Source organism: Spinactinospora alkalitolerans, from assembly GCF_013408795.1.
Taxonomy (GTDB): Bacteria; Actinomycetota; Actinomycetes; order Streptosporangiales; family Streptosporangiaceae; genus Spinactinospora; species Spinactinospora alkalitolerans.
Genome location: NZ_JACCCC010000001.1, coordinates 684,281 through 704,359 on the forward strand (window position 1 = coordinate 684,281; position 20,079 = coordinate 704,359).

Sequence of the window (20,079 nt, forward strand, 5' to 3'; positions counted from 1 at the left end):
TTCCGGACGCGTTCTAGAGTGACCCCCATGAGCGGATCCGACCTGCCCACCCACACTCCCGGCCCCGAGGCGATGGCCCACCTGGAGCTGATCCTCAGCGGCTGCTACCCGCTGTCGGGGTTCATGACCGCGGCCGAGGCGAAGTCGGTGTGCGAGCACGGTCGGCTGCCCGAAGGCGCCGACTGGCCGGTGCCGGTCACGCTTCCGGTCCCCGACGAGTCGGCCGAGGCGGACCGCCTTCTGCTCACCGACCCCGAGGGCGCGCCGCTGGCCGAACTGGAGGTCGGTGAGCGCTGGTGGGCCGACGGTCGGCACCGGCTCGCCGGGAAGGTGCGCGCCGCGCGGCCGCCCGTGCACGGCGCGCTGCGGCACCTGCGCCTGGGCCCCGACCAGGTCCGTCAGCGGCGCGGAGCCTCGGCCGAACGCCCGCTGCTGGCGGTGGTGACCGCCCGGCCGCTGCACCACAGGGCGCTGTACCAGATCCGGGCCGCCGCCGAGGAGATCGGCGACAACGGCGCCGCCGACGTGCTCGTGCTCATCGACGCGCCCCTCGGCGACGAGGGCGCCGCGCCGGCCGTGCTCGCCACCGAGCCGATGCTGCCCTCCCCGACCGGGTTCGCGGTCGTGACGCTGCCCGGGGACCCGGCCTCGGAGGGCGCCCCGCTGCCGGCCTCGCGCCGCGACCTGCTCATCGCGCACGTCGCGGCGGCCTACGGCGCCACGCACGTGCTGATCGAGCGCGGCGCCGGCCAGGAGGCGCGGGCCGTCGAGGGCGCGCCGATCCCGGTCGTGGTCCCCGCTCCGTGGAGCCACGACACCGACGCCGACACGTGGCGGCGCACCGACCGGGTCGCCCCTGAGGCGGCGCGGGCCGAACTCGCCGACGCCGAGGTCGATGAGCTGCTCGCCCGCGGCGCCGGACTGCCGGAGTGGTTCACGCCGCCGGCCGTCGCCGCCGAGCTGGCCAGGCGGCGCCCCGCGCGGACCCGGCGCGGCCTCACGCTGTTCTTCACCGGCCTGTCCGGTTCCGGCAAGTCGACGGTGGCGCGCGGCACGGCCGAGGCGGTGCGCGCGGCCGGCCGCACGGTGTCGCTCCTCGACGGCGACGTCGTGCGCCGCATGCTGTCGGCGGGCCTGACGTTCTCGCGCGCCGACCGCGACCTCAACATCCGCCGGATCGGCTACGTCGCCGCCGAGATCACCCGCCACGGCGGCGTGGCGATCTGCGCGCCGATCGCCCCCTACGCCGCCACGCGGGCCGAGGTGCGCGCGATGGTGGAGGACAACGGCGACTTCCTGCTGATCCACGTGGCCACCCCGCTGGAGGTCTGCGAGGCCCGCGACCGCAAGGGCCTCTACGCCAAGGCCCGCGCGGGCGAGATCCCGGAGTTCACCGGCGTCTCCGACCCCTACGAGGAGCCGCGGGACGCAGACCTCGTCCTCGACACCAGCGGCGCGTCCGAGGAGGAGTCGGTCGCCGAGGTGGTCGCCGCGCTGCGCTCCGGCGGCTGGCTGTAGTCGCAGGGCCGCCGCGGCGGGTGGCGCGCGTTGCGTAACTTAGGGCACAGTGGCTGCCCGGGGCACGCCCGCCGACAGTGGCGGCCCCGTGCCCGCCGTCCGCGCCGCGCCTGCCGGGCCCACGGCCCGGCGGCCTCGGACGATCGTCGATCGAAAGGTTCCTCCTCGTGCGTCTCTCCTCCCCGCACCGCACGACCCTCCTGACCCTCGCGTCCGGGGCCGCCCTGGTCGCGCTCACCGGCTGCGGCATCTCACAGGCGGGCGCCGCCGCGGTCGTGGGCGGCGATCGGATCAGCACCGAGCAGATCCAGACCGACATCGCCTCCGTGGAGGAACTGGTCGCCGAGCAGCTCGGCCAGGAGGTCCCCGACAGCAACCGCGCCCAGTTGGCCAGCGAGATCGTGGCCAACCGGGTCCGCTTCACGCTGTTCGAGCAGATCGCCGAGGACAGGGGGATCGACATCGGGCGCGCGGCGGTCGACGCCGAGGTCGAGGACCAGGGCGGGATCGAGCCCCTCGCCCAGCAGGCCGGTACGGCGCAGGCGCGCGACCTGGCCATGTTCCTGCTGGTCCAGGAGGAGCTGGTCGACGCGGACGCCGAGGAGGTCGAGGCGCTCAGCGGGCAGATCCGCGAGCAGCAGCGGGAGGCCTACCGCGAGCAGTTGGAGGCCCAGGGCCTGCAGGGCGGCGAACTGGAGGAGCAGCTCGAGGCCGGCATGGCCCAGGTGGAGCCGCAGATCCGGGAGACGGCGCAGGGACAGTACCTGGGCGCCCAGGTCGAGCCCTACATCGAGCGGACCGAGATCGAGGTGAGCCCGCGCTACGGCACCATCGATCCGGCGACCCTGCAGGTCTTCCCCGGCGTCAGCGCGCTGTCGGCCCCCGAGACCCGGCCCGGGGCGCAGGTGCCGCCGGGCATGGGAGGCTGAGTCCATGAGTGAGGACATGCTCCCCGAGAAGCGCTCCGGCCACCGGGTGCTCGCGCTCGTCGAGGTGATGGACACCCTGCGGCGCGAATGCCCCTGGGACGCCGAGCAGACCCACGAATCGCTGGCCAAGTACCTGATCCAGGAGGCCTACGAGGCGCTGGAGACGATCGAGCAGGGCGACCTCGCCACGCTGCGCGAGGAGCTGGGCGACGTCCTGCTCCAGGTGGTCTTCCACGCCAGGGTCGCCGAGGAGCGCGGGGCCGACGGCTTCACGATCGACGACGTCGCCGACGCCATCATCGACAAGCTGACCCGCAGGCACCCGCACGTCTTCGCCGATACCCGGGTCGAGGGCGTGGGCGACGTGCGCGCCAACTGGGAGACCATCAAGGCGGCCGAGCGCGCGGCGAAGGGCGAGCACGAGGCGTCGATCCTGGCGGGCGTCCCCTTCGGGCAGCCGGCGGCGCTGCTCGCCTACGAGCTGCAGAAGCGCGCCGTGCGCAACGGCCTGCCTCAGGACCTGGTCGCCGACGACGGCGAGGCCGGGGGAGAGCTGTTCGCCGCGATCGAGGCGGAGCGCCGCCGCGACGCCGACCCCGAGATGGACCTGCGCTCCGCCGCCCGCCGCTTCGACCATCGCCTGCGCGAGGCGGAGGCCAAGGCCAGAGCCGACGGCCTCGACCCGCGCGCCCTCACCCCGGAGCAGTGGCGGGAGTACTGGGCCTAGGAACGGCGCGGGCGCCGTCGGCGCCGTTCACGCCGCTCCGTCAGGAACTTCCGCGAACCGCGCTGGAAGATCAGCACCAGGCCCGCGATCGGGAAGAGCAGCCCGATCAGCGCCAGCGGATCGCCGCCGCCCAGGCGGGCGAGCTCCCCGATCAGCACGACGACGTGCACGGCGATGACGCCGACGCGCACCCAGCGCATCCGGGTGCGCAGCCTGACCGCGAGGACCGCGCACACCGCTCCGAGCGCCGTTTCGGGCAGGGCGTAGCCGACGGCCTGGAACACCCCGCCACCCGCGGAGTCGAGCAGCGTCACCCACGCGTTCATCCAGGTGATGACGGCCACCACCCACAACAGCACCCGCTGGGCGCGGACGGAGCGGGGAGGTGTGTCGGCTCGCGTCTTCATTCCAGCCTCTTCGCTCGGTGGTGTTCTTCTCCGCCCCTGTGGTGCCGTCTTCGCTGCTCAGGTTTGGTGCTCGGTACCGGACCTCCGCGTATTAGCGTACTGCGTAATGATATCCGCGGCGCCGCGAGCATTCCCTCTCTCCTGTAGAAATTCGTCGATTAAGGAGAAGAGTTTTTCAGTGGCTTTTCTATCGTTTTCTTCGCTAAGATCGTCCAGGCCTCGCGGTCTCATATCCGGGAAAGTGACTCTCAAGACAAGTGCGGGCCATGACAGGCTGGCGCTGCATTCGGCCTTCAGGGCGAGCCACTGCGGAAAACCGATCAGGAGTCCGCCATTATTGATGGCGTCGCACCCTGCCATGAATACCACGGCATCCCGGTAGGTGCCCCTGAGGAAGTAAGCATTCGGACGCCTGTGGACGTCTGCAAACAGGGTGCGGTAGTCCATCAGGAGCTCTCTTTAGTCAGGGGGATCCGTGAATTGAAGGTCCTCGCCGTACTGCCAGTTTTCCAGGTAATCATCGATGGGTTCGCCGTAGCGTCCGGTCCACGCATCGTAGACTCTCCCATCCTTCACGACGACCCAATGTTCGCTCCACATTGTATCCTCTCCTCGGTATTGACCGAGGCCTGGAGCTCCGTATCCGTCTCTGATTACCCTTACTTCCCCACCGATCTCTGACTGGATTTCTGCCGCAACGTCCTCACAGCCACTGCTGTTGCAGATTTCTGACGGGTCTCTGGGCTCCCAGTCCTCCCCCAGGTCTCCGCACTCTTCTCCGTCGTTGTGTACGAGTACGTCGGCCGATCCGACGGAGACGTGGTAGGTGTGCAGGTCGGCGACGGTGAGGTTGTGGACCTGCTGGTCCGGTGCGGTCCAGGTGGCCACGGCCGACACCTGGGCCCAGGAGCCGGCGCCGGTCTGCAGCCAGGTGCCCGGCTGCAGTTCGCCGGCCTCGATCCACGCGCCGTACTGCGGCGCCCAGAAGGGGTGGCCGTCGGTGGCGGTGACGGTGTCGGTGGAGCCGTCCTCGGCGGTCACGGTGACCTCGACGATCTCCTTCTCGCCGTCGCCGGTGATCAGGTCGGTGACCTCGCGCGGTCCGCTCTCGCCGGTCTCCGGGTCACCGGCCCAGACCTCGTTGCCGACGGCCACCTCCTGGATCGGCAGGTATCCGCCGTCGGCCATCAGCACGAGGGTGCCCGGTACGAAGCTGTTCGGATCGCAGGCCCCGGGTCTGTTCTCGTCTCTTTCCTCCTCCGGCGGCGGATCGTCCTCGTCCTCGCCGTCGGAGTCCGACCCGTTGCCGTTTCCGTTGCCGTTTCCGCTGTCGGGTCCGTCATCGTCCCCGAGCCCCTTGAGGAGCTTGAAGGGTTTCAGGATCCCCCCGATGGCGGCGGGCAGGCTGTATCCGATGTTGCCCCAGAGGCCGCCCTGCTCCGACGCCTCCTCGAAGGGCTCGGTGAAGCCGTCCCACATCTGCCCGAGGGTGGTGAGCGGGCTCTGGGTGAAGATCGTCCCGACCCCCGACCAGGTGTCCCTGAAGTCGTCGTGGCTGCAGAGGTGGACGAGGCAGCCCGCCGAGGTGATGCTCTCGCCGACGTCGTTGACGCCCTTGAGGAAGCCGCCGCCGAGCTTGCAGACGCCGTCGAAGATCCCGCAGTCCCAGTTGTAGTTGCCGCGGTCCTGGAAACCGAACCAGGGCATGTCGCCGCTCGGGCAGCCGTAGCCCCAGAAGCAGTCCTCGTTCCACCAGCCGTTCTCGTCGTTGTCGTCCTCGCCGCCCCCGTCCGATCCGGGGTTGTCGACGGGAACGATGTCGGGGCCGCCGGCGGCGGGGGCGTCGTTGTCGGCGTAGGTGAGCTGGAACGTCTGGGGGTCCCCGGTCACCGCGGGGAGGAATCCTTCGGACAGGAAATCGGCGGGGTCCCCGAGAGAGTCGTCACCGGGCTGGAGCGGCTCGCCGGACTGGGCGGGTTCGCCCGGGGTGTTCTCGCCGCTCTGGCCCGGATCGCCCGATTCGGGCCGAGGTCCGTCGGCGACGTCGACGTCGGGGTTCGCGGGATCGTCGGGGTTGAGCGCCCGGTCCACGGCCTCGCCGAGACCGGTGGCGATCTGCTGGGCCACGCCGGAACCGATGACGGCCGCGGCTATCGCGGCGACCAGCAGGATGACCGCGGCGTATTCGAGTAGCGATGCACCGCGTTCCGGATCGTGAATCTTCCGCAGCACCCGAATCGCCGTCCCGTCGCTGGAGTCCATGGACGAACCGGTCGAGAGTAGCGAAAGCGAGGAAGGCGGGAACAGAGCCCAGAGGCTCAATTATGTGCGCGAAAACGTCTGGAACGGGCCCTGATGCAGGGCCCGGATTGGGTCCTGAGGCCTAAGATCGCGGCTCGCGCACCGCGGCCCGGTGGCCGTGGAAGTACCGCAGCGACTGCGGGAGCAGGACGAGAATCAGCGTGGGGACCGTGATCACCAGTTGAGCGATCACCGGGACCCCGCCGCCGGACATGGAGACCACGTGCTGGTAGCTGCCGATCAGCTGCCCCGCGACGACGGCGGCGAACACCCACCAGCCGCCCCGGCGCAGCAGGATCGCGCCGATCAGGGAGAGCACGCCGGGCAGCACCAGCCAGGCCAGCACGCCCAGGACGGCGAAGGTGAGCGGCCCCCTCGCGCCGAGGGGCAGTACGACGATGCCCAGCACGGTCGTCACGCCGGTGAAGTACAGCAGCACGCGGGCGACGTGCAGCACGATCGGGAACCGGCGCTCCATGTCGGGACCTTCCATCGGTGATCGGGGGAGGTTCTTCGCGAATGTAGCGCAAAGGTAGCTCATCGAACTCTGACCATCGCGTTCATGAGGTGGCATCTCAGGGCTCGGACTCGCCGTGCCGTCGGCGCTGCGCGCACTGCGGCGGCCAAACCCCGGTATGCGTCCGGCCGTCGGGCACCGGTCAGCGGCGCCGGCCGGTCGTGTGGTCGGCCGCGTCCTCGGGCCGCCCTCCCAGCCGCATCGCCTCGGTGGGGTGCTCGTCGTGCTGGAGGGGCGGGGGAGCCGGGCGGCGCACCGTGTCGCTCATCCGCAGCAGCAGGCCGATGATGATCCAGCTCGACATGAGCGACGAGCCTCCGGCGGACATGAACGGGGTGGTCATGCCGGTGAGGGGGATGAGCCGGGTGACCCCGCCCAGGACGACGAAGACCTGGAAGGCGAACAGGAACCCCAGGCCGGCGGCCGTCATCTTCACGAACAGCTCCGGCGAGGCCAGTGCCAGCCGGAAGCAGCGTTCCACCAGCAGGAACAGCAGCACGACGACCGCCATCAGCCCGGCGAGGCCCAGCTTCTCGCCCACGGAGACCAGGATCAGGTCGCTGTCGGCCGCGAAGATCGACTGGGCCCGGCCCGCGCCGAAGCCGGTGCCGAGCAGGCCGCCGTCGGCGAGCGCGAACAGGCTCTGGACGAGCTGGTGGCTGCCGCCGGCCTCGCGGTAGACCTCCGGGTCGAAGGGGTCCAGCCAGATGGTGACCCGCTGCTGGACGTGCCAGAACATCAGCCAGGCGACGTAGGCGCCGGCCAGGAACAGGGCCAGGCCGATCGCGATCCATGACTTGCGCTGGGTGGCGACGTAGAGCATGGCCAGGAACAGGCCGAACAGCAGCAGCGACGTCCCGAGGTCCCTGGTGCCGACCAGCAGCAGGATGGCCAGGCCCCAGGCCGCCATCATCGGTCCCATGTCCTGGATCCGCGGCAGGCTGAAGACCTTCACCGGGCCGACCATCACCCGCCGCACCGCGAACGACAGGGCACCGCGCTTCATGACCAGGTAGGAGGCGAGGAAGAGGACCAGCGTGATCTTGGCGAACTCCGAGGGCTGCACGGTGAGCCCGCCGAAGCCGATCCAGCGCCGGGCGCCGTAGAACTCCAGGCCTATGAACGGCGCGATGGGGATCGCGATCAGCAGGATCGATGCGGCCGCCATCAGGTAGGGGTAGCGCTGGAGCCTGCGCGGTCGGCGGACCGTGGCCAGCACGACCAGGCACGTGGTCATCCCGATCGCCGTCCACAGCAGTTGGCGGTCGACCTCGGTGCCGGCGTCCGGCCCGTCGGCGTTGAGGGCCCAGACCATGACCAGGCCCGTCCCGTTGAGGACCAGCGCCAGCGGGAGGACGAGCGGGTCGGCCCACGGCGCGGCGAAGCGCAGCACCACGTGCAGGAGCAGCGCCAGGGCCCCGAACGTCGCGGAGTACACGCCCAGCGCCGTGGGGACGCCGCCGGTCAGCGCCAGGCCGGCCCAGGCGAAGCCGCCGACGAACAGCGCGATGGCCACGAGCATAAGGGCCAGCTCGGCGTTGCGCCGTTTGACCGGCGGAAACGCGGCGTCGGCCGGCGCGCGGTTCACCATCGCCCACCACCAGGGGCGCCGTGCCCGTGCGGTCCCGTCCGCTCCGGGCCGTCCCTCCTCGTCGTCCCCACAGGTTCCTCCGACCGCGCGGGCGCGCGGTGCTCGGGCGCGAACCCCCACATGGGTTGACGCGCCTGCGTCCCGTTCCGTTTACCCGGAACGGGACGAGGTGAACGGAACGGGAGCGGAAACGGCGCGGGGCGGGACCGGGGGCCTTCGCGTCCCGGTCCCGCCCCGCGCGGGGACCCGTGCTCCGGCGTCAGTCGCGGACGTCCACGCGGAAGGGCTCCTCGATCTCCTCGACCCCCGCGGACCCGGCGGCGACGCGGCGTTCGGCCTCGCGGTCGGCCAGGTGGGCGCGCAGCGACCAGGCGACGGCGCCGGCCCAGGCCAGGACGGCCGTCAGGTAGGCGGCCACCTGCGCGGCGCCGGGCAGCTCGATCAGGTCACCGCCCAGGATCGCGTGCACGTTGGTGAGCACGATGACACCGCCCACCAGCGATCCCAGCATGCGCGGCGGCAGCAGCCGCACCACCCACGCGGCGATCGGGGCGGCGATCACGCCGCCGATCAGCAGCACCGCCACCCAGGCGAGGTTGATCCCGGACAGCCCCAGGCCGATGACGAAGCCGAGGCTGGAGGCCAGCGCCACCACGAACTCGCTGGTGTCGATCGACCCGATGACCTTGCGCGGTTCGATCCGGCCGCCGGCCAGCAGCGCGGGCGTGCCGATCGGCCCCCACCCGCCGCCGCCGGTGGAGTCGATGAACCCCGCTGCGAGACCCAGCGGGGCGAGGAATCTTTTCCGGACGGGCTTGCCGAGGTTGCCCCGCGGGGTGTCCCACACGGTGAAGCGCAGCAGGATGTAGCCGCCGAGGGCGAGCAGAATGCCCGACATCAGCGGGCCGGCCGCCTCGGTGGACAGCCAACTCAGGAACGCGGCGCCGAGGAAGGCCCCGATGCCGCCCGGCAGCGCGATGCGCCGCACGACCCTCCAGTCCACGTTGCCGAACCGCCAGTGGGAGACGCCGGCCGCCAGCGTGGTACCGATCTGGGCCATGTGGACGGTCGCCGACGCCGCCGCGGGGTTGGCGCCGATGAGCAGCAGCAGCGTGGCCGATGTGACGCCGTACCCCATGCCGAGGCTGCCGTCGACGAGCTGAGCGAGCAGGCCGACGATACCGAGCAGGACGAGGGTTCGCATCGAAGAGGAGCCTTCCCACTTATTTCTACTTCTTTGATGGGAATAGTAGATGATGGAGTCCGGCAAGCCAATCACCCGGGCCGGGTTTCGCCCCGACCGTCCACCGGCCGGACCCGTCGGCGCGGCCGCATCCGGCCGCGACACGCCGACCCCCGTTACGCTCGCGCGCGGTACCGGACCGTTGCGCGGTGGCGAACGACGAGCGGCTCAGCAGTGGATTTCTTCAAATGGACTAAACCAATTTCGGTCGGAGGGGAGACTCGGCGGCACCCGGCTCGGTAGGCTCTGGGGTGGTTCGCGCGGCGATCGCGGGTGATCGCGCCCGCCGTGCGGGGCGGTGCCGTTCAACCGCCGAATGTGGCCCGGGCCGAGCGCGGGCCACGACCCGACGCGAGAGAACATAGGGAGTACAACGTTGTCGTCGATCGAGGCAGTGCAGGCGCGGGAGATCCTTGACTCCCGCGGTAACCCGACGGTCGAGGTCGAGGTCCTGCTCGACGACGGGACGACCGCCCGCGCGGCGGTCCCCAGCGGCGCGTCCACCGGGCAGTTCGAGGCGGTGGAGCTGCGTGACGGCGGCGACCGCTACGGAGGCAAGGGCGTCGAGAAGGCCGTCACCGCGGTCAACGACGAGGTCGCCGACGAGCTCCTGGGCTACGGCCCGGAGGAGCAGCGGCTGATCGACCGCGCGCTGATCGACCTGGACGGCACGCCGGACAAGTCGCGCATTGGCGCCAACGCGATCCTGGGCGCCTCCCTCGCCGTCGCCAAGGCCGCGGCCGAGAGCTCCGGCCTCCAGTTGTTCCGCTACATCGGCGGCCCCAACGCGCACGTGCTGCCGGTGCCGATGATGAACATCCTCAACGGCGGCGCGCACGCCGACACCAACGTCGACATCCAGGAGTTCATGATCGCCCCGGTCGGGGCGGCCAGCTTCCGCGAGGCGGTGCGCTGGGGCGCCGAGGTCTACCAGGCGCTCAAGGCGGTGCTGAAGGCGCACGGCCTGGGCACCGGCGTCGGCGACGAGGGCGGCTTCGCGCCGAACCTGGACAGCAACCGCGCCGCGCTGGACCTCATCGTCGAGGCCGTCCAGAAGGCCGGCTACACCCCGGGCCGCGACATCGCGCTCGCCCTGGACGTCGCCGCCACCGAGTTCCACGAGAACGGCTCCTACCAGTTCGAGGGCAGGACCCGCACCTCCGAGGAGATGGCCGCCTACTACGGCGAGCTGCTCGACTCCTACCCGCTCGTCTCCATCGAGGACCCGCTCGACGAGGAAGACTGGGAGGGGTGGAAGAAGCTGACCACGGCCATCGGCGACCGCGTCCAGCTCGTCGGCGACGACCTGTTCGTCACCAACCCCGAACGCCTCCAGCGCGGCATCATCGAGCGCGCGGCCAACTCGCTGCTGGTCAAGGTCAACCAGATCGGCACGCTCACCGAGACCCTCGACGCGGTCTCCCTGGCCCAGCGCAGCGGCTACACCGCGATGATCAGCCACCGCTCCGGCGAGACCGAGGACACCACGATCGCCGACATCGCGGTGGCCACCAACGCCGGCCAGATCAAGACCGGCGCCCCGGCCCGCAGCGAGCGCGTCGCAAAGTACAACCAGCTCCTGCGCATCGAGGAGGAGCTCGACGACGCCGCCATCTACGCCGGCGCGACGGCGTTCCCGCGGTTCAAGCAGGAGGGCTAGCGACCCGTGCCGAAGGTGCCGGAGCAGCCGAAGGGGCCCCGCCGTTCGAAGGGGGCGGGGTCCTCGGCCTCCGGTGCCTCCGGCCGCGCCCCGGCGTCGAGGCGGACCTCCGATGCCCGGGGCGGTCCGGCCGGGAAGGCGTCGGGGGCCACGGGCTCGAACGGGTCCAAGAAGGCGGGCTCCGCCAAGAAGGCGGGCTCCGCCAGGAGCGCGGCCGGGCCCAAGGGACCGAACGGGAGCGCGAGGGCACCGAAGGCCGGCTCCGCCGGGACCCCGACCGGCAGGAAGACCACGCGGACGACGCAGGCCGCCGCCGAGCCGCCGAGGCGCTACGGCAGCGGCGGGGGAAGGTCGCCCGGCCGGGTCCGGCCGGCGCTGACCAGCCGCGCCGCGGTCCTCGCACTGGTCATGTGCGTGATCGCGCTCAGCCTCGCCTACCCGCTGCGCGAGTACATCGCGCAGCGCTCCGAGATCGCGCAGTTGCGGGCGGAGCAGGCCCGGATGCGGGAGAACGTGGAGGAGCTGGAGCAGCGCAGCGAGGAGCTGCAGGACCCCGCCCAGATCGAGCGCGAGGCCCGCACCCGGCTGCACTACCAGTACCCGGGCGAGCGCTCCTACGTCATCCTCGACGGCGAGGACGACGACGCCGAGCAGCCGGAGGCCACCGGCCCCCGGGAGCCCTGGTTCACCCAGTTGTGGAAGTCGGTCAAGGAGGCCGACGAGGTCGGCACCGAATCAGAGGAGATCCCCGAGGCCCAACCCCCGGAGCGCTGACCTCCGGACCTCCTAGAGGCCCCGCGCCCTGGCCGCGGTGACGAAGGCGGCCCACTCGGCGGAGCCGAAGAAGAGCGCGGCCCGATCGGGGTGCTTGGAGTCACGGACGCCGCGGGCGGGACGGAGGTCGGCCACTTCGACGCAGTCGCCATTGCCTCCGCTGTAGGAGGACTTCCGCCACAATCCTTCTGCCTGGATGGGGAGTTTTTCCTGGGACAGCATGGAGGCGTTCACCCTCTCTGGATCCCGCGCCGGATGTCCGCGATCAGCGACCGGGTGGTCTGGGCGCCGGAAGCTGTTGCGCGGAGGTTGTTGAAGACCTTCTCGTAGACTTCGACGTCTTCGTCGGAGTCAAGATAGAGATTACTCGTCCTTCCCTCGACGTATACCGCCGTGAGGTCGATCTCCGAGAGCCGGAGTACGCGGAACCCGCTCGTTTCGAGTCCGGCGTGGCCGCCCTCTGAGAAGAGGACTGCCTGAAGCGTGACGCGTGGGTGGTCGGACAGGTCCAGCAGGCGGGCGAGTTGCTCATCCATCACGGGTGGGCCACCGATCATCTGCCGAAGAGCCGCTTCTCCCATGATGATCCACAGTTCAGTGGCGCCGCGTTCCCACGCCTTCTGGCGATGGATGCGGACTTCGACTCGCTGCTCGACAACCTCAGGGGGCGCGTCAGGGCGCGTCGCCTTGATGACGGCGCGCATGTAGTCCTCGGTCTGTAGCAATCCAGGGACGAGTTGGGGGTCGTACGCCTCAATCTCCATGGCGCTTGCTTCCAGCCCGATCAAGGTTCCGTAGTGCTTGTCGAGATCGTAAGGCTGCCACCAGCCGCGCGTCCGTGCCTCCTGCCGGAGCTCCATGAGGCGGTGGGCTTCCTCGTCGCTGACCTCGTAGTAGTCGAGTAGCCGGGAAAGCGTGCCGGGAGCCGGAACCACACCGTCGGAGCCCGCCGTCTCCCAACGGAAGACGATCGAGGTCGTCATCCGCATGGCTTTTGCCACTTCAGTGGCACTTCGATCCCCTCGAAGCCGCTTCAGTTCCCGCGACAACTGCCAGCGCACCACGGTGGGGTTCCTGTCGGTCGGCGATCCAGGCTTCTGCTTCTTCATGGGATCATGATATGCGACTCGCACATATTTTTTCGTATAGGACTTGCATGTTTGTTTGCGGAGAGTGACACTCTAACTATCGCGGTACCGGCTCGGCCACGCAGGGTTCCCGGGAAGGTCACTGCCGGTCCGCGCAACAAAACGGCCCTTGGCGGGTGGTGCAAGCACTCGCCAAGGGCCTTGTCCCACTCGCCTGTAGCAGCAGGGAGCAGAACCATGTCCAACGTTATCCCTCGGCCGACTCCGGCGCACCCCGGCTGTGCGTGGGGGCCGGCGTTCGACCGCCTCGCGCTGCCGGGGACACTCGGCGCACCCGCAGAGCTGCGCACCTGGGCCGTGCGCTGTCTGGCCTCCTGCCGCCGTCCCTACGCCACCTCCTCCGACCTGGCCGAGTCGCTGAAGCTCGTGGCCAGCGAGCTGGCCACCAACGCCGTCACCCACTCCGCCTCCGGAGAGGACGGCGGCTTCCTCGTCGCCGCGATCCACTTCCCGCACGACTGCGCGGCCCTGTGGGTCTTCGACCTCGGCCCCAGGCCCGGTGCCCCCTCCGCCCCGCAGGCCCCGCCGCGCCTCCTGGACGCCCTCGACCTGTTCGACACCGAGCACGGCCGCGGTCTGGCGCTGATCGCCCTGCACTCCCGCCGCTACGGCTGGACTGCCCCACCCGACCACCCGGCCCACTCGGTGTGGGCCGAACTCTCCGCGTACCCGGTGGCGGTGGCGGCGTGAGCGCCGCGCACGTCCGGCAGGTCCTCACCGCCCCGCACGGCCGCCGCTTCTCCCGCCCTGCCGGGTCCTGGACGGCGGAGTCGCCTCGCGTGGCCTACCGGCGAGCCCACGGCACACTGCCCGCCTGGTGCCACGCCGCAACCGGGCGCACCGAGAGCGGACGGCCCTTCGGCACCGCCGAAAACCGGACCGGGATCGACATCGCCGCCTACGAGCGGATCAAACGCCGCTCGCTGCGCGAAACCCGCGGCCTGACCCGGGGCCTCTTCCACGCGGTCGAGACCGTCGCGCTCATGCTCCCGCTGGGCGTGATCGCCGGGGCGTCATCCCTGCTCGGCCTCACGCCCTGACCCGAGTCCACCGGACACGGTCACAGACCGGCGCGGCGGCACCGAGAACCCCGATCCCCTCAGGGGCCGTGCCGCCGCGCCATTCAGAGGTGGGTATCCATCCATCGCCCCCTATCCGAAAGGATGAATCAGATGCAGTTCCACGACCCGTTCCCCTTCGGGAACCCGTCCTCCAGCGGCGCAGGCGTGCTGGAGAGGCCGCGATCCTCCGCGAAGCCGTTCGGCGTTCGCCACGCGGTCGACGTCCCGGCCGACCCCGCGGTCACGGCCGAGGCGGAGCGCGCCCACTACGACCCCGATCGGCAGATCTCCATGTTGCGCGTCGGCGGCATTGATGTGCCGATGATGAAGCGCGGCAGCGGCCAGACCTCGACGACGACCAACCAGTCCGACCGCCAGGCCCCGGACGACGACACCGACGTCGGCAGCAACGGGTAACAGCACATGACGGTTCTGATCCTCACGCACTGGTTCGATCCCACCGCGGATTGGGTCGTCGAGGAGCTGAACCGCCGCAGGGTGCCGATCTTCCGCTGCGATGTCGCCGACTTCCCGATGAACATGTCGATGTCGGCGACCCTGGACAGCACATGGATCGGCACCATGCGTGTCGGAGAACGCTCTCTCGACCTGGACGACATCAGCGGCATCTACTACCGCAGGCCCAGACCCTTCGTCTTCCCGGGGGGCATGAGCGAGGCCGATCGGGACTGGGCGCAACTCGAAGCCAAGCTCGGTTTCCTCGGTACGCTCGCCGCCATCCCGCGCTGGCTCAACCACCCTTCCCGGATCGCGCACGCCGAGTACAAGCCGGTTCAACTTCAGACGGCGGTCGCGCGCGGCCTACGCGTTCCGCGCACGATCATCACCAACGACTCCGAGGAGGCCCGGAGTTTCGCCGAGACCATCGGGGATGTCGTCTACAAGCCGTTCTCCCCGCGCGGAGTCATGGGCGACGATGATCGACGGCGCCTGATCTTCACCGTGAAGGTGCGGCCTGAGCAACTGGACGACCCGGGTATCGGCTTGACCGCTCACATGGTGCAGGAGTGGATTCCGCACACTCACGCCGTCCGGATGACCGTGGTCGATGAGGCGTGTTTCGCGGCGGCGATCCACAGTGAATCGGCGAAGGCCGAGATCGATTGGCGCTCCGACTACGACGCGCTGAGCTACCGGCGCATCGACGTCCCCGAGCGGACCCGGGATGCCGTCCTGGCGTTCCTCCGGGACCTCGGGCTGCGCTTCGGGGCGCTGGACTTCCTGGTCACCGAGCGCGGTGACTGGGTTCTGCTGGAGATCAATCCCAATGGCCAATGGGCGTGGATCGAGGAAGTGGCGTCGGATATCGCCGCCGCCTTGGCCGACGCCCTGGAGAAAGGTCCGTCCCTTGCCTGACGTTCACACGGCCGACGACCCCATTGCGCGGCGGCTCCGTTCGGAACTCACGCGGCGGCTCGTGGAGACGGGCGCCATCGCCTCGTCCGAGTGGGCACGCGTATTCAACAGCGTTCCCCGCCATCCGTTCGTGCCGCGCGTCTTCAAGCCCTCTGCCGCGAACGACGGCCGGTACAGCCCTGTTGACGGCACGGATCCCGCGCAGCGCGAGGGCTGGCTGCGGCACGTCTACTCCGACGAAATCTGCATCACCCAACTCGACGGCGACGACCGTGCCTGGGGCACCGCCGTCAAGGAGGGAACGGTACAGGCAACCGCCATGACCTGCACCAGCTCCCAGCCCACCCTGATGGCGGGCATGCTCGAAGCGCTCGACCTCCAGGACGGGGACCGAGTGCTGGAGATCGGCACCGGCACCGGGTACAACGCGGCGCTCCTGAGCGAGCGGCTCGGCTCCCGGTCGGTCAGCAGCGTGGACATCGATCCCACGTTGACGGAGCGGGCGGAGGCGGTGCTGGCCGGGCTCGGGTACACGCCTGTCGTCGCCGCGGAGGACGGTGCGCGGGGACTGCCGGACAACGGTCCGTTCACGCACTTGATCACCACCGCATCCTTCCCCTCGATCCCCGCCGCGTGGCTGGACCAGATCAGTGAGGGCGGGGCGATCCTGGCCAACCTGTTCCGGCCGCTCGGCGGCGGCGTCCTGGTCCGGCTCACGGTCAGCGGTGACCGGGCGATCGGGCACTTCTCCGCCCGCACTGCGGGCTTCATGCCCACCCGTTCCCACACCTCGCCTTCGGCCCTGGCGCTGTACCGGCGAGTCGGCGAAGAGGACGAAGATGCCGCCGAGGCGGAGACCAGCCGGCTCGACGCGGCGGCGATCCTGCGCGCACCGGAGACCCGGTTCTTCCTCTCCCTCATGAGCGACTTCGACGAGATCCGCATCCGCTATCCCGATCATCCCGAGGAGCAGTGGCTGGTCACCGCGGACGGCTCCTGGGCGTTCAGCGTCGGAGCCGACGGGGGATTCACCGCCAAACAGGGTGGCCCGCGCCGCCTGTGGGACGAGTTCGAGGCCCTGTACAGCCGGTGGCGTGCCCTGGGGGAGCCGGAGCGCCACCGCTTCGGCCTGACCGTGGCCGGGGAGGAGCACCGGATCTGGCTCGACCACCCCGACCAGCGGGTCATGGGCCTGCTGTAAATCCGTCCGCCGAGTTTTCCGCGACGGGCTCCGGGCTCCCGCCGCGTCGGCCGTTCGGCGCGGCTGGATCGGGCAGCCGATACGCTGATCTGCGAGATGACTTCCGCTGAGCAGCCCGCTCCCGAGGAGCGGGCCACCGATGCCGATATCGCCGCCGTCGAGGCGCAGCTCGGGCGTCCGCCTCGGGGCGTGCGCGGGGTGGCGCACCGCTGCCCCTGCGGGCTGCCCGACGTCGTGCGCACCGCGCCGCGGCTGGAGGACGGCACGCCGTTTCCCACGACGTACTACCTGACCTGCCCGCGCGCGGCCTCCGCCATCGGGACGCTGGAGGCCGGCGGCCTCATGCGGGAGATGACGCGGCGGCTCGACTCCGATCCCGAGCTGCGCGCCGCCTACCGGAAGGCGCACGACTCCTACGTCGCCGAACGCGCCGAGCTGGCGCGGGCCGACGGGGTGCCGCCGCTGCCCGAAGGGATGCAGAGCGCCGGGGGCATGCCGACGCGGGTCAAGTGCCTGCACGCCCTCGTCGGCCACGAGCTCGCCTCGCCGGGGACCAACCCGTTCGGCCGCGAGGCGCTGGACGCGCTCCCGGAGTGGTGGGCCAAGGGCCCGTGCGTCCACGCCGAGGAGACCACCGACACCACCGCGACACCGGGGGACGGCAAGTGAACACCGTTGCGGCCATCGACTGCGGCACCAATTCCATCCGCCTGCTCATCTGCAGTGTGATCGCGCTGGACGACGACGAGGTGCAGCTGCTCGACGTCGAGCGCCGCATGGAGGTGGTGCGCCTGGGGCAGGGGGTGGACCGCACCGGGGCGTTCGCCCCCGAGGCGCTGGAGCGCACGTTCGCGGCGCTGCGGGGATACGCCGAGCTCATGCGGGAGCACGGCGTGGAGTTCGGCCCCGAGTCGGTCCGCATGGTCGCCACCAGCGCCACCAGGGACGCCGCCAACCGCCAGGAGTTCATCGACGGCGTCCGCGCGATCATCGGCGTCGAACCGGAGGTCATCAGCGGCGACGAGGAGGCCGAGCTCTCCTTCATCGGCGCGACGGCCGAGCTGGAGGCCGCCGAGGAGGCGGCCGAGGGCTTCGAGCGCCCCTACCTGGTGGTCGACATCGGCGGCGGCTCCACCGAGTTCGTCCTGGGGCACAAGGACGCCGTCGGGGCCGGTGCGGTGCGCGCCTCCCGCTCGGTCGACGTCGGCTGCGTGCGGATGACAGAGCGCCACCTGCACGGCGACCCGCCCACGGCCGAGCAGGTCGCCGCGGCGACCGCCGACGTCGACGCGGCGCTGGACGAGGCGGCCGCGGTGGTCCCGCTGGCCGAGGCCGCGACCGTCGTCTGCGTCGCGGGCACCGCCACCACCGTCGCCGGCATCGCGCTGGAGCTGCCGGAGTACGACTCCGAGCGCATCCACCACACCCGCGTCTCCGTCGAGCGCGTGCGCGCCATCGCGGCCCTCCTGCTGGCCATGCCGCACGACGAGCGCGCCGCGATCGGGGTCATGCACCCGGGCCGGGTGGACGTGATCGGCGCCGGCGCGCTGGTGCTGGAGCGGGTGCTGGCGCGCACCCGCGCGGACGGGTTCGTCGCCAGCGAGCACGACATCCTCGACGGGATCGCCTGGAGCCTGCTGCTGGGGGGCGTGGACGAGGCCGGGTGACGTCCGCCTTTCGCCGCCGCGGCCGCGCAAGGGCGCGAGGAGCTGGGCGGACAAGGGCGGAAGGGCCCGGAACCCCGAGTGAGACCAATCACGTCCCCGCGAGTGCGTGAAAGTCTTCACAAGGGCCCTGAACTGGGCAAACGTGCGTGAAACCGGCCTTATGATGGTCTAAACCTTTCCGGTCTGTCCCTTCCTTGACGGGGGAGGCTTGTGAAAGGATGCACAAGCGAGCACGGGATGGGTGAGATCCCGGGCCAGCGAAAAGAAGCGTCTTCTTTCCGCGAAACCAGAGTGCAGAGATGTCAGTACAAGAAGACTTACCGATCTTCGCCACTCGTTCGGGTGGCTCGATGTGGGAACCAAGGGCGGATATGCGATGACCGAGAGCAGGAACTACCGGCTGGTGCACGGCGGTGGTGACGAATCGGAGATCCCGCACGTGCTCATCGTCGGTGGTGGGTACCTGGGCATGTACACCGCGATGCGGCTGCAGAAGAAGCTGGGCCCCGGTGAGGCCCGCATCACTGTCGTCGACCCCAACTCCTACATGACCTACCAGCCGTTCCTGCCGGAGACGGCTGCGGGCAGCATCTCTCCGCGCAACGTCGTCGTCCCGCTGCGCAAGGTCCTCAACCGGGTGAAGGTCCTCAACGGCCGCGTCATCCGCATCGACCACGCCGACCGCAAGGTCGAGTTCGAGCCGAACGCCGGCACGACCCGCGAGATCGCCTACGACCACATCGTCGTCGCGGCCGGCGCGATCTCGCGCACGCTGCCCATCCCCGGTCTCGCCGAGCACGGCATCGGCATCAAGACCGTGGAGGAGGCCGCCTACCTGCGCAACCACGTACTGGAGCAGCTCAACATCGCCGACTCCACCGACGACCCCGAGGTCCGCCGCAAGGCGCTGAACTTCGTGTTCGTGGGCGGCGGGTTCGCCGGGGCCGAGGCCATCGCCGAGTTGGAGGACATGGCCCGCGACGCGACCCGGATCTACCCGTCGATCGGAATCGACGACCTGCACTTCTACCTCATCGAGGCCGCGGACAAGATCCTGCCCGAGGTCGGCCCGGAGGTCGGCGAGAAGGCGATGAACCAGATGCGCCAGCGCGGCATCGACGTCCGGCTCTCGACCTTCCTGGAGTCGGCCGTCGACCAGCGCATCAAGCTCAGCGACGGCACCGAGTTCGAAGCCGGCACCCTGGTGTGGACCGCCGGCGTCAAGCCGAGCCCGGTCGTGCAGGCCAGCGACCTGCCGCTCGGTCCCAAGGGGCACATCGACACCAGCGAGTACCTGACCGTCAACGGCGTGGACAACGCGTTCGCCGGCGGCGACAACGCCCAGGTGCCCGACGGCAACGGCGGTTTCTACCCGCCGAACGCGCAGAACGCCGTCCGCCAGGCCCCGGTGCTCGCCGACAACGTCATCGCCACCCTGCGGGGCAAGGAGCTCAAGGCCTACCGGCACCAGAACCTGGGCGCCGTCGCAGGCCTCGGCCTGCACAAGGGCGCGGCCCAGCTCTTCGGCAGGATCAAGCTGACCGGCCGGTTCGCCTGGTGGGCGCACCGCGGCTACCACCTGTTCGCGGTCCCCACGTTCAACCGGAAGTTCCGCGTCCTGTCGGACTGGACGCTGGCCTTCTTCCTGCGCCGCGACTTCGCGTCGCTGCCGGAGATGAGCGAGCCGCGCCAGGCGTTCGAGGAGGCGAGCCGGCCGCAGGTCGAGAACGGCCAGCTGCTGCGCCGCGTGAGCTGACCCGCAAAACGCACGCAGAACGGTCGGTCCCGATGCGAGGGACCGACCGTTTCGTGTGCTGACAGGCCGAACCGGTGCGAATTCAGGCTTTTGGCTATGGCCGGTATGATGGACGGGCCCTCGTAGCCCAATGGTAGAGGCAGGCCCCCTAAAAGGGTCACAAGTGTCGGTTCGAGTCCGACCGGGGGTACCCACGCGGATC

At 70.4% G+C, this 20,079-nt stretch carries 22 protein-coding genes and 1 tRNA gene; 14 read left to right on the forward strand and 9 right to left on the reverse strand.

What is annotated here, in order from left to right:
* The first annotated feature begins 27 nt into the window (after positions 1-27).
* From cysC to mazG, 3 genes are all read left to right on the forward strand, one after another.
* Positions 28-1,518, forward strand: coding sequence for an adenylyl-sulfate kinase (gene cysC / locus HDA32_RS03290; RefSeq protein WP_179641748.1), 1,491 nt, complete (start codon positions 28-30; stop codon positions 1,516-1,518).
* 167 nt (positions 1,519-1,685) lie between these two features.
* Positions 1,686-2,447, forward strand: coding sequence for a SurA N-terminal domain-containing protein (locus HDA32_RS03295; RefSeq protein ID WP_179641749.1), 762 nt, complete (start codon positions 1,686-1,688; stop codon positions 2,445-2,447).
* A 4-nt stretch (positions 2,448-2,451) separates the two neighbouring features.
* The gene (gene mazG / locus HDA32_RS03300; protein ID WP_179641750.1) at positions 2,452-3,174 is read left to right on the forward strand and encodes a nucleoside triphosphate pyrophosphohydrolase; all 723 of its coding nucleotides are present in this window, start codon (positions 2,452-2,454) and stop codon (positions 3,172-3,174) included.
* Here mazG and HDA32_RS03305 read toward each other — a convergent pair.
* From HDA32_RS03305 to HDA32_RS03330, 6 genes are all read right to left on the reverse strand, one after another.
* Positions 3,171-3,581: a hypothetical protein gene (locus HDA32_RS03305; RefSeq protein WP_179641751.1), complete on the reverse strand. Its 411-nt coding sequence runs from the start codon at positions 3,579-3,581 to the stop codon at positions 3,171-3,173. The genes mazG and HDA32_RS03305 overlap by 4 nt on opposite strands.
* Before the next feature lie 57 nt (positions 3,582-3,638).
* Positions 3,639-4,028 carry a hypothetical protein gene (locus HDA32_RS03310; protein WP_179641752.1) on the reverse strand — a complete coding sequence of 130 codons (390 nt, stop codon included), beginning with the start codon at positions 4,026-4,028 and terminating at the stop codon, positions 3,639-3,641.
* 12 nt (positions 4,029-4,040) lie between these two features.
* The gene (locus HDA32_RS03315) at positions 4,041-5,813 is read right to left on the reverse strand and encodes a polymorphic toxin-type HINT domain-containing protein (protein ID WP_312863025.1); all 1,773 of its coding nucleotides are present in this window, start codon (positions 5,811-5,813) and stop codon (positions 4,041-4,043) included.
* 151 nt (positions 5,814-5,964) lie between these two features.
* Positions 5,965-6,360, reverse strand: a complete 396-nt coding sequence (locus HDA32_RS03320) for a hypothetical protein (RefSeq protein ID WP_179641753.1) — start codon at positions 6,358-6,360, stop codon at positions 5,965-5,967.
* Positions 6,361-6,541: 181 nt separating this feature from the next.
* Complete coding sequence (locus HDA32_RS03325) at positions 6,542-7,990, reverse strand: FtsW/RodA/SpoVE family cell cycle protein (RefSeq protein ID WP_179641754.1); 1,449 nt, start codon at positions 7,988-7,990, stop codon at positions 6,542-6,544.
* A 259-nt stretch (positions 7,991-8,249) separates the two neighbouring features.
* Positions 8,250-9,194 carry a sulfite exporter TauE/SafE family protein gene (locus HDA32_RS03330; RefSeq protein ID WP_179641755.1) on the reverse strand — a complete coding sequence of 315 codons (945 nt, stop codon included), beginning with the start codon at positions 9,192-9,194 and terminating at the stop codon, positions 8,250-8,252.
* 415 nt (positions 9,195-9,609) lie between these two features.
* On the opposite strand from HDA32_RS03330, the gene eno reads away from it, so the two are divergent.
* Positions 9,610-10,893, forward strand: a complete 1,284-nt coding sequence (gene eno, locus HDA32_RS03335; protein WP_179641756.1) for a phosphopyruvate hydratase — start codon at positions 9,610-9,612, stop codon at positions 10,891-10,893.
* Here eno and HDA32_RS03340 read toward each other — a convergent pair.
* Positions 10,890-11,081 (reverse strand): hypothetical protein, encoded by a 192-nt coding sequence (locus HDA32_RS03340; RefSeq protein ID WP_179641757.1) that lies wholly within the window; start codon positions 11,079-11,081, stop codon positions 10,890-10,892. The genes eno and HDA32_RS03340 overlap by 4 nt on opposite strands.
* 220 nt (positions 11,082-11,301) lie before the next feature.
* On the opposite strand from HDA32_RS03340, the gene HDA32_RS03345 reads away from it, so the two are divergent.
* The gene (locus HDA32_RS03345; RefSeq protein WP_179641758.1) at positions 11,302-11,667 is read left to right on the forward strand and encodes an FtsB family cell division protein; all 366 of its coding nucleotides are present in this window, start codon (positions 11,302-11,304) and stop codon (positions 11,665-11,667) included.
* Between the two features lie 12 nt (positions 11,668-11,679).
* On the opposite strand, the gene HDA32_RS03350 is transcribed toward HDA32_RS03345, so the two are convergent.
* Entirely contained in the window at positions 11,680-11,889 is a 210-nt protein-coding gene (locus HDA32_RS03350) for a DUF397 domain-containing protein (RefSeq protein ID WP_179641759.1), read from the reverse strand.
* Between the two features lie 8 nt (positions 11,890-11,897).
* Complete coding sequence (locus HDA32_RS03355) at positions 11,898-12,776, reverse strand: helix-turn-helix domain-containing protein (RefSeq protein WP_179641760.1); 879 nt, start codon at positions 12,774-12,776, stop codon at positions 11,898-11,900.
* 216 nt (positions 12,777-12,992) lie between these two features.
* Between HDA32_RS03355 and HDA32_RS03360 the strand changes: the two genes are divergently transcribed.
* The 9 genes from HDA32_RS03360 (at position 12,993) to HDA32_RS03400 (ending at position 20,067) form a co-directional block, all read left to right on the forward strand.
* A complete protein-coding gene (locus HDA32_RS03360) occupies positions 12,993-13,505 on the forward strand; it encodes an ATP-binding protein (RefSeq protein WP_179641761.1) in 513 nt (170 codons plus the stop codon).
* Positions 13,502-13,855 carry a hypothetical protein gene (locus HDA32_RS03365; protein ID WP_179641762.1) on the forward strand — a complete coding sequence of 118 codons (354 nt, stop codon included), beginning with the start codon at positions 13,502-13,504 and terminating at the stop codon, positions 13,853-13,855. The genes HDA32_RS03360 and HDA32_RS03365 overlap by 4 nt, the downstream gene beginning before the upstream one ends.
* A gap of 132 nt (positions 13,856-13,987) precedes the next feature.
* Positions 13,988-14,293, forward strand: a complete 306-nt coding sequence (gene tgmA / locus HDA32_RS03370; protein ID WP_179641763.1) for a putative ATP-grasp-modified RiPP — start codon at positions 13,988-13,990, stop codon at positions 14,291-14,293.
* A gap of 6 nt (positions 14,294-14,299) precedes the next feature.
* The gene (gene tgmB, locus HDA32_RS03375; protein WP_179641764.1) at positions 14,300-15,253 is read left to right on the forward strand and encodes an ATP-grasp ribosomal peptide maturase; all 954 of its coding nucleotides are present in this window, start codon (positions 14,300-14,302) and stop codon (positions 15,251-15,253) included.
* Positions 15,246-16,454, forward strand: a complete 1,209-nt coding sequence (locus tag HDA32_RS03380; RefSeq protein ID WP_179641765.1) for a methyltransferase domain-containing protein — start codon at positions 15,246-15,248, stop codon at positions 16,452-16,454. Before tgmB ends, HDA32_RS03380 begins: the two co-directional genes overlap by 8 nt.
* A gap of 96 nt (positions 16,455-16,550) precedes the next feature.
* The gene (locus HDA32_RS03385; RefSeq protein WP_179641766.1) at positions 16,551-17,123 is read left to right on the forward strand and encodes a DUF501 domain-containing protein; all 573 of its coding nucleotides are present in this window, start codon (positions 16,551-16,553) and stop codon (positions 17,121-17,123) included.
* Positions 17,120-18,121: a Ppx/GppA phosphatase family protein gene (locus tag HDA32_RS03390; RefSeq protein ID WP_179641767.1), complete on the forward strand. Its 1,002-nt coding sequence runs from the start codon at positions 17,120-17,122 to the stop codon at positions 18,119-18,121. The genes HDA32_RS03385 and HDA32_RS03390 overlap by 4 nt, the downstream gene beginning before the upstream one ends.
* Before the next feature lie 376 nt (positions 18,122-18,497).
* Positions 18,498-19,877 (forward strand): NAD(P)/FAD-dependent oxidoreductase, encoded by a 1,380-nt coding sequence (locus tag HDA32_RS03395; RefSeq protein WP_179641768.1) that lies wholly within the window; start codon positions 18,498-18,500, stop codon positions 19,875-19,877.
* Between the two features lie 116 nt (positions 19,878-19,993).
* Positions 19,994-20,067 (forward strand) — tRNA-Leu (locus HDA32_RS03400).
* Positions 20,068-20,079 lie beyond the last annotated feature (12 nt).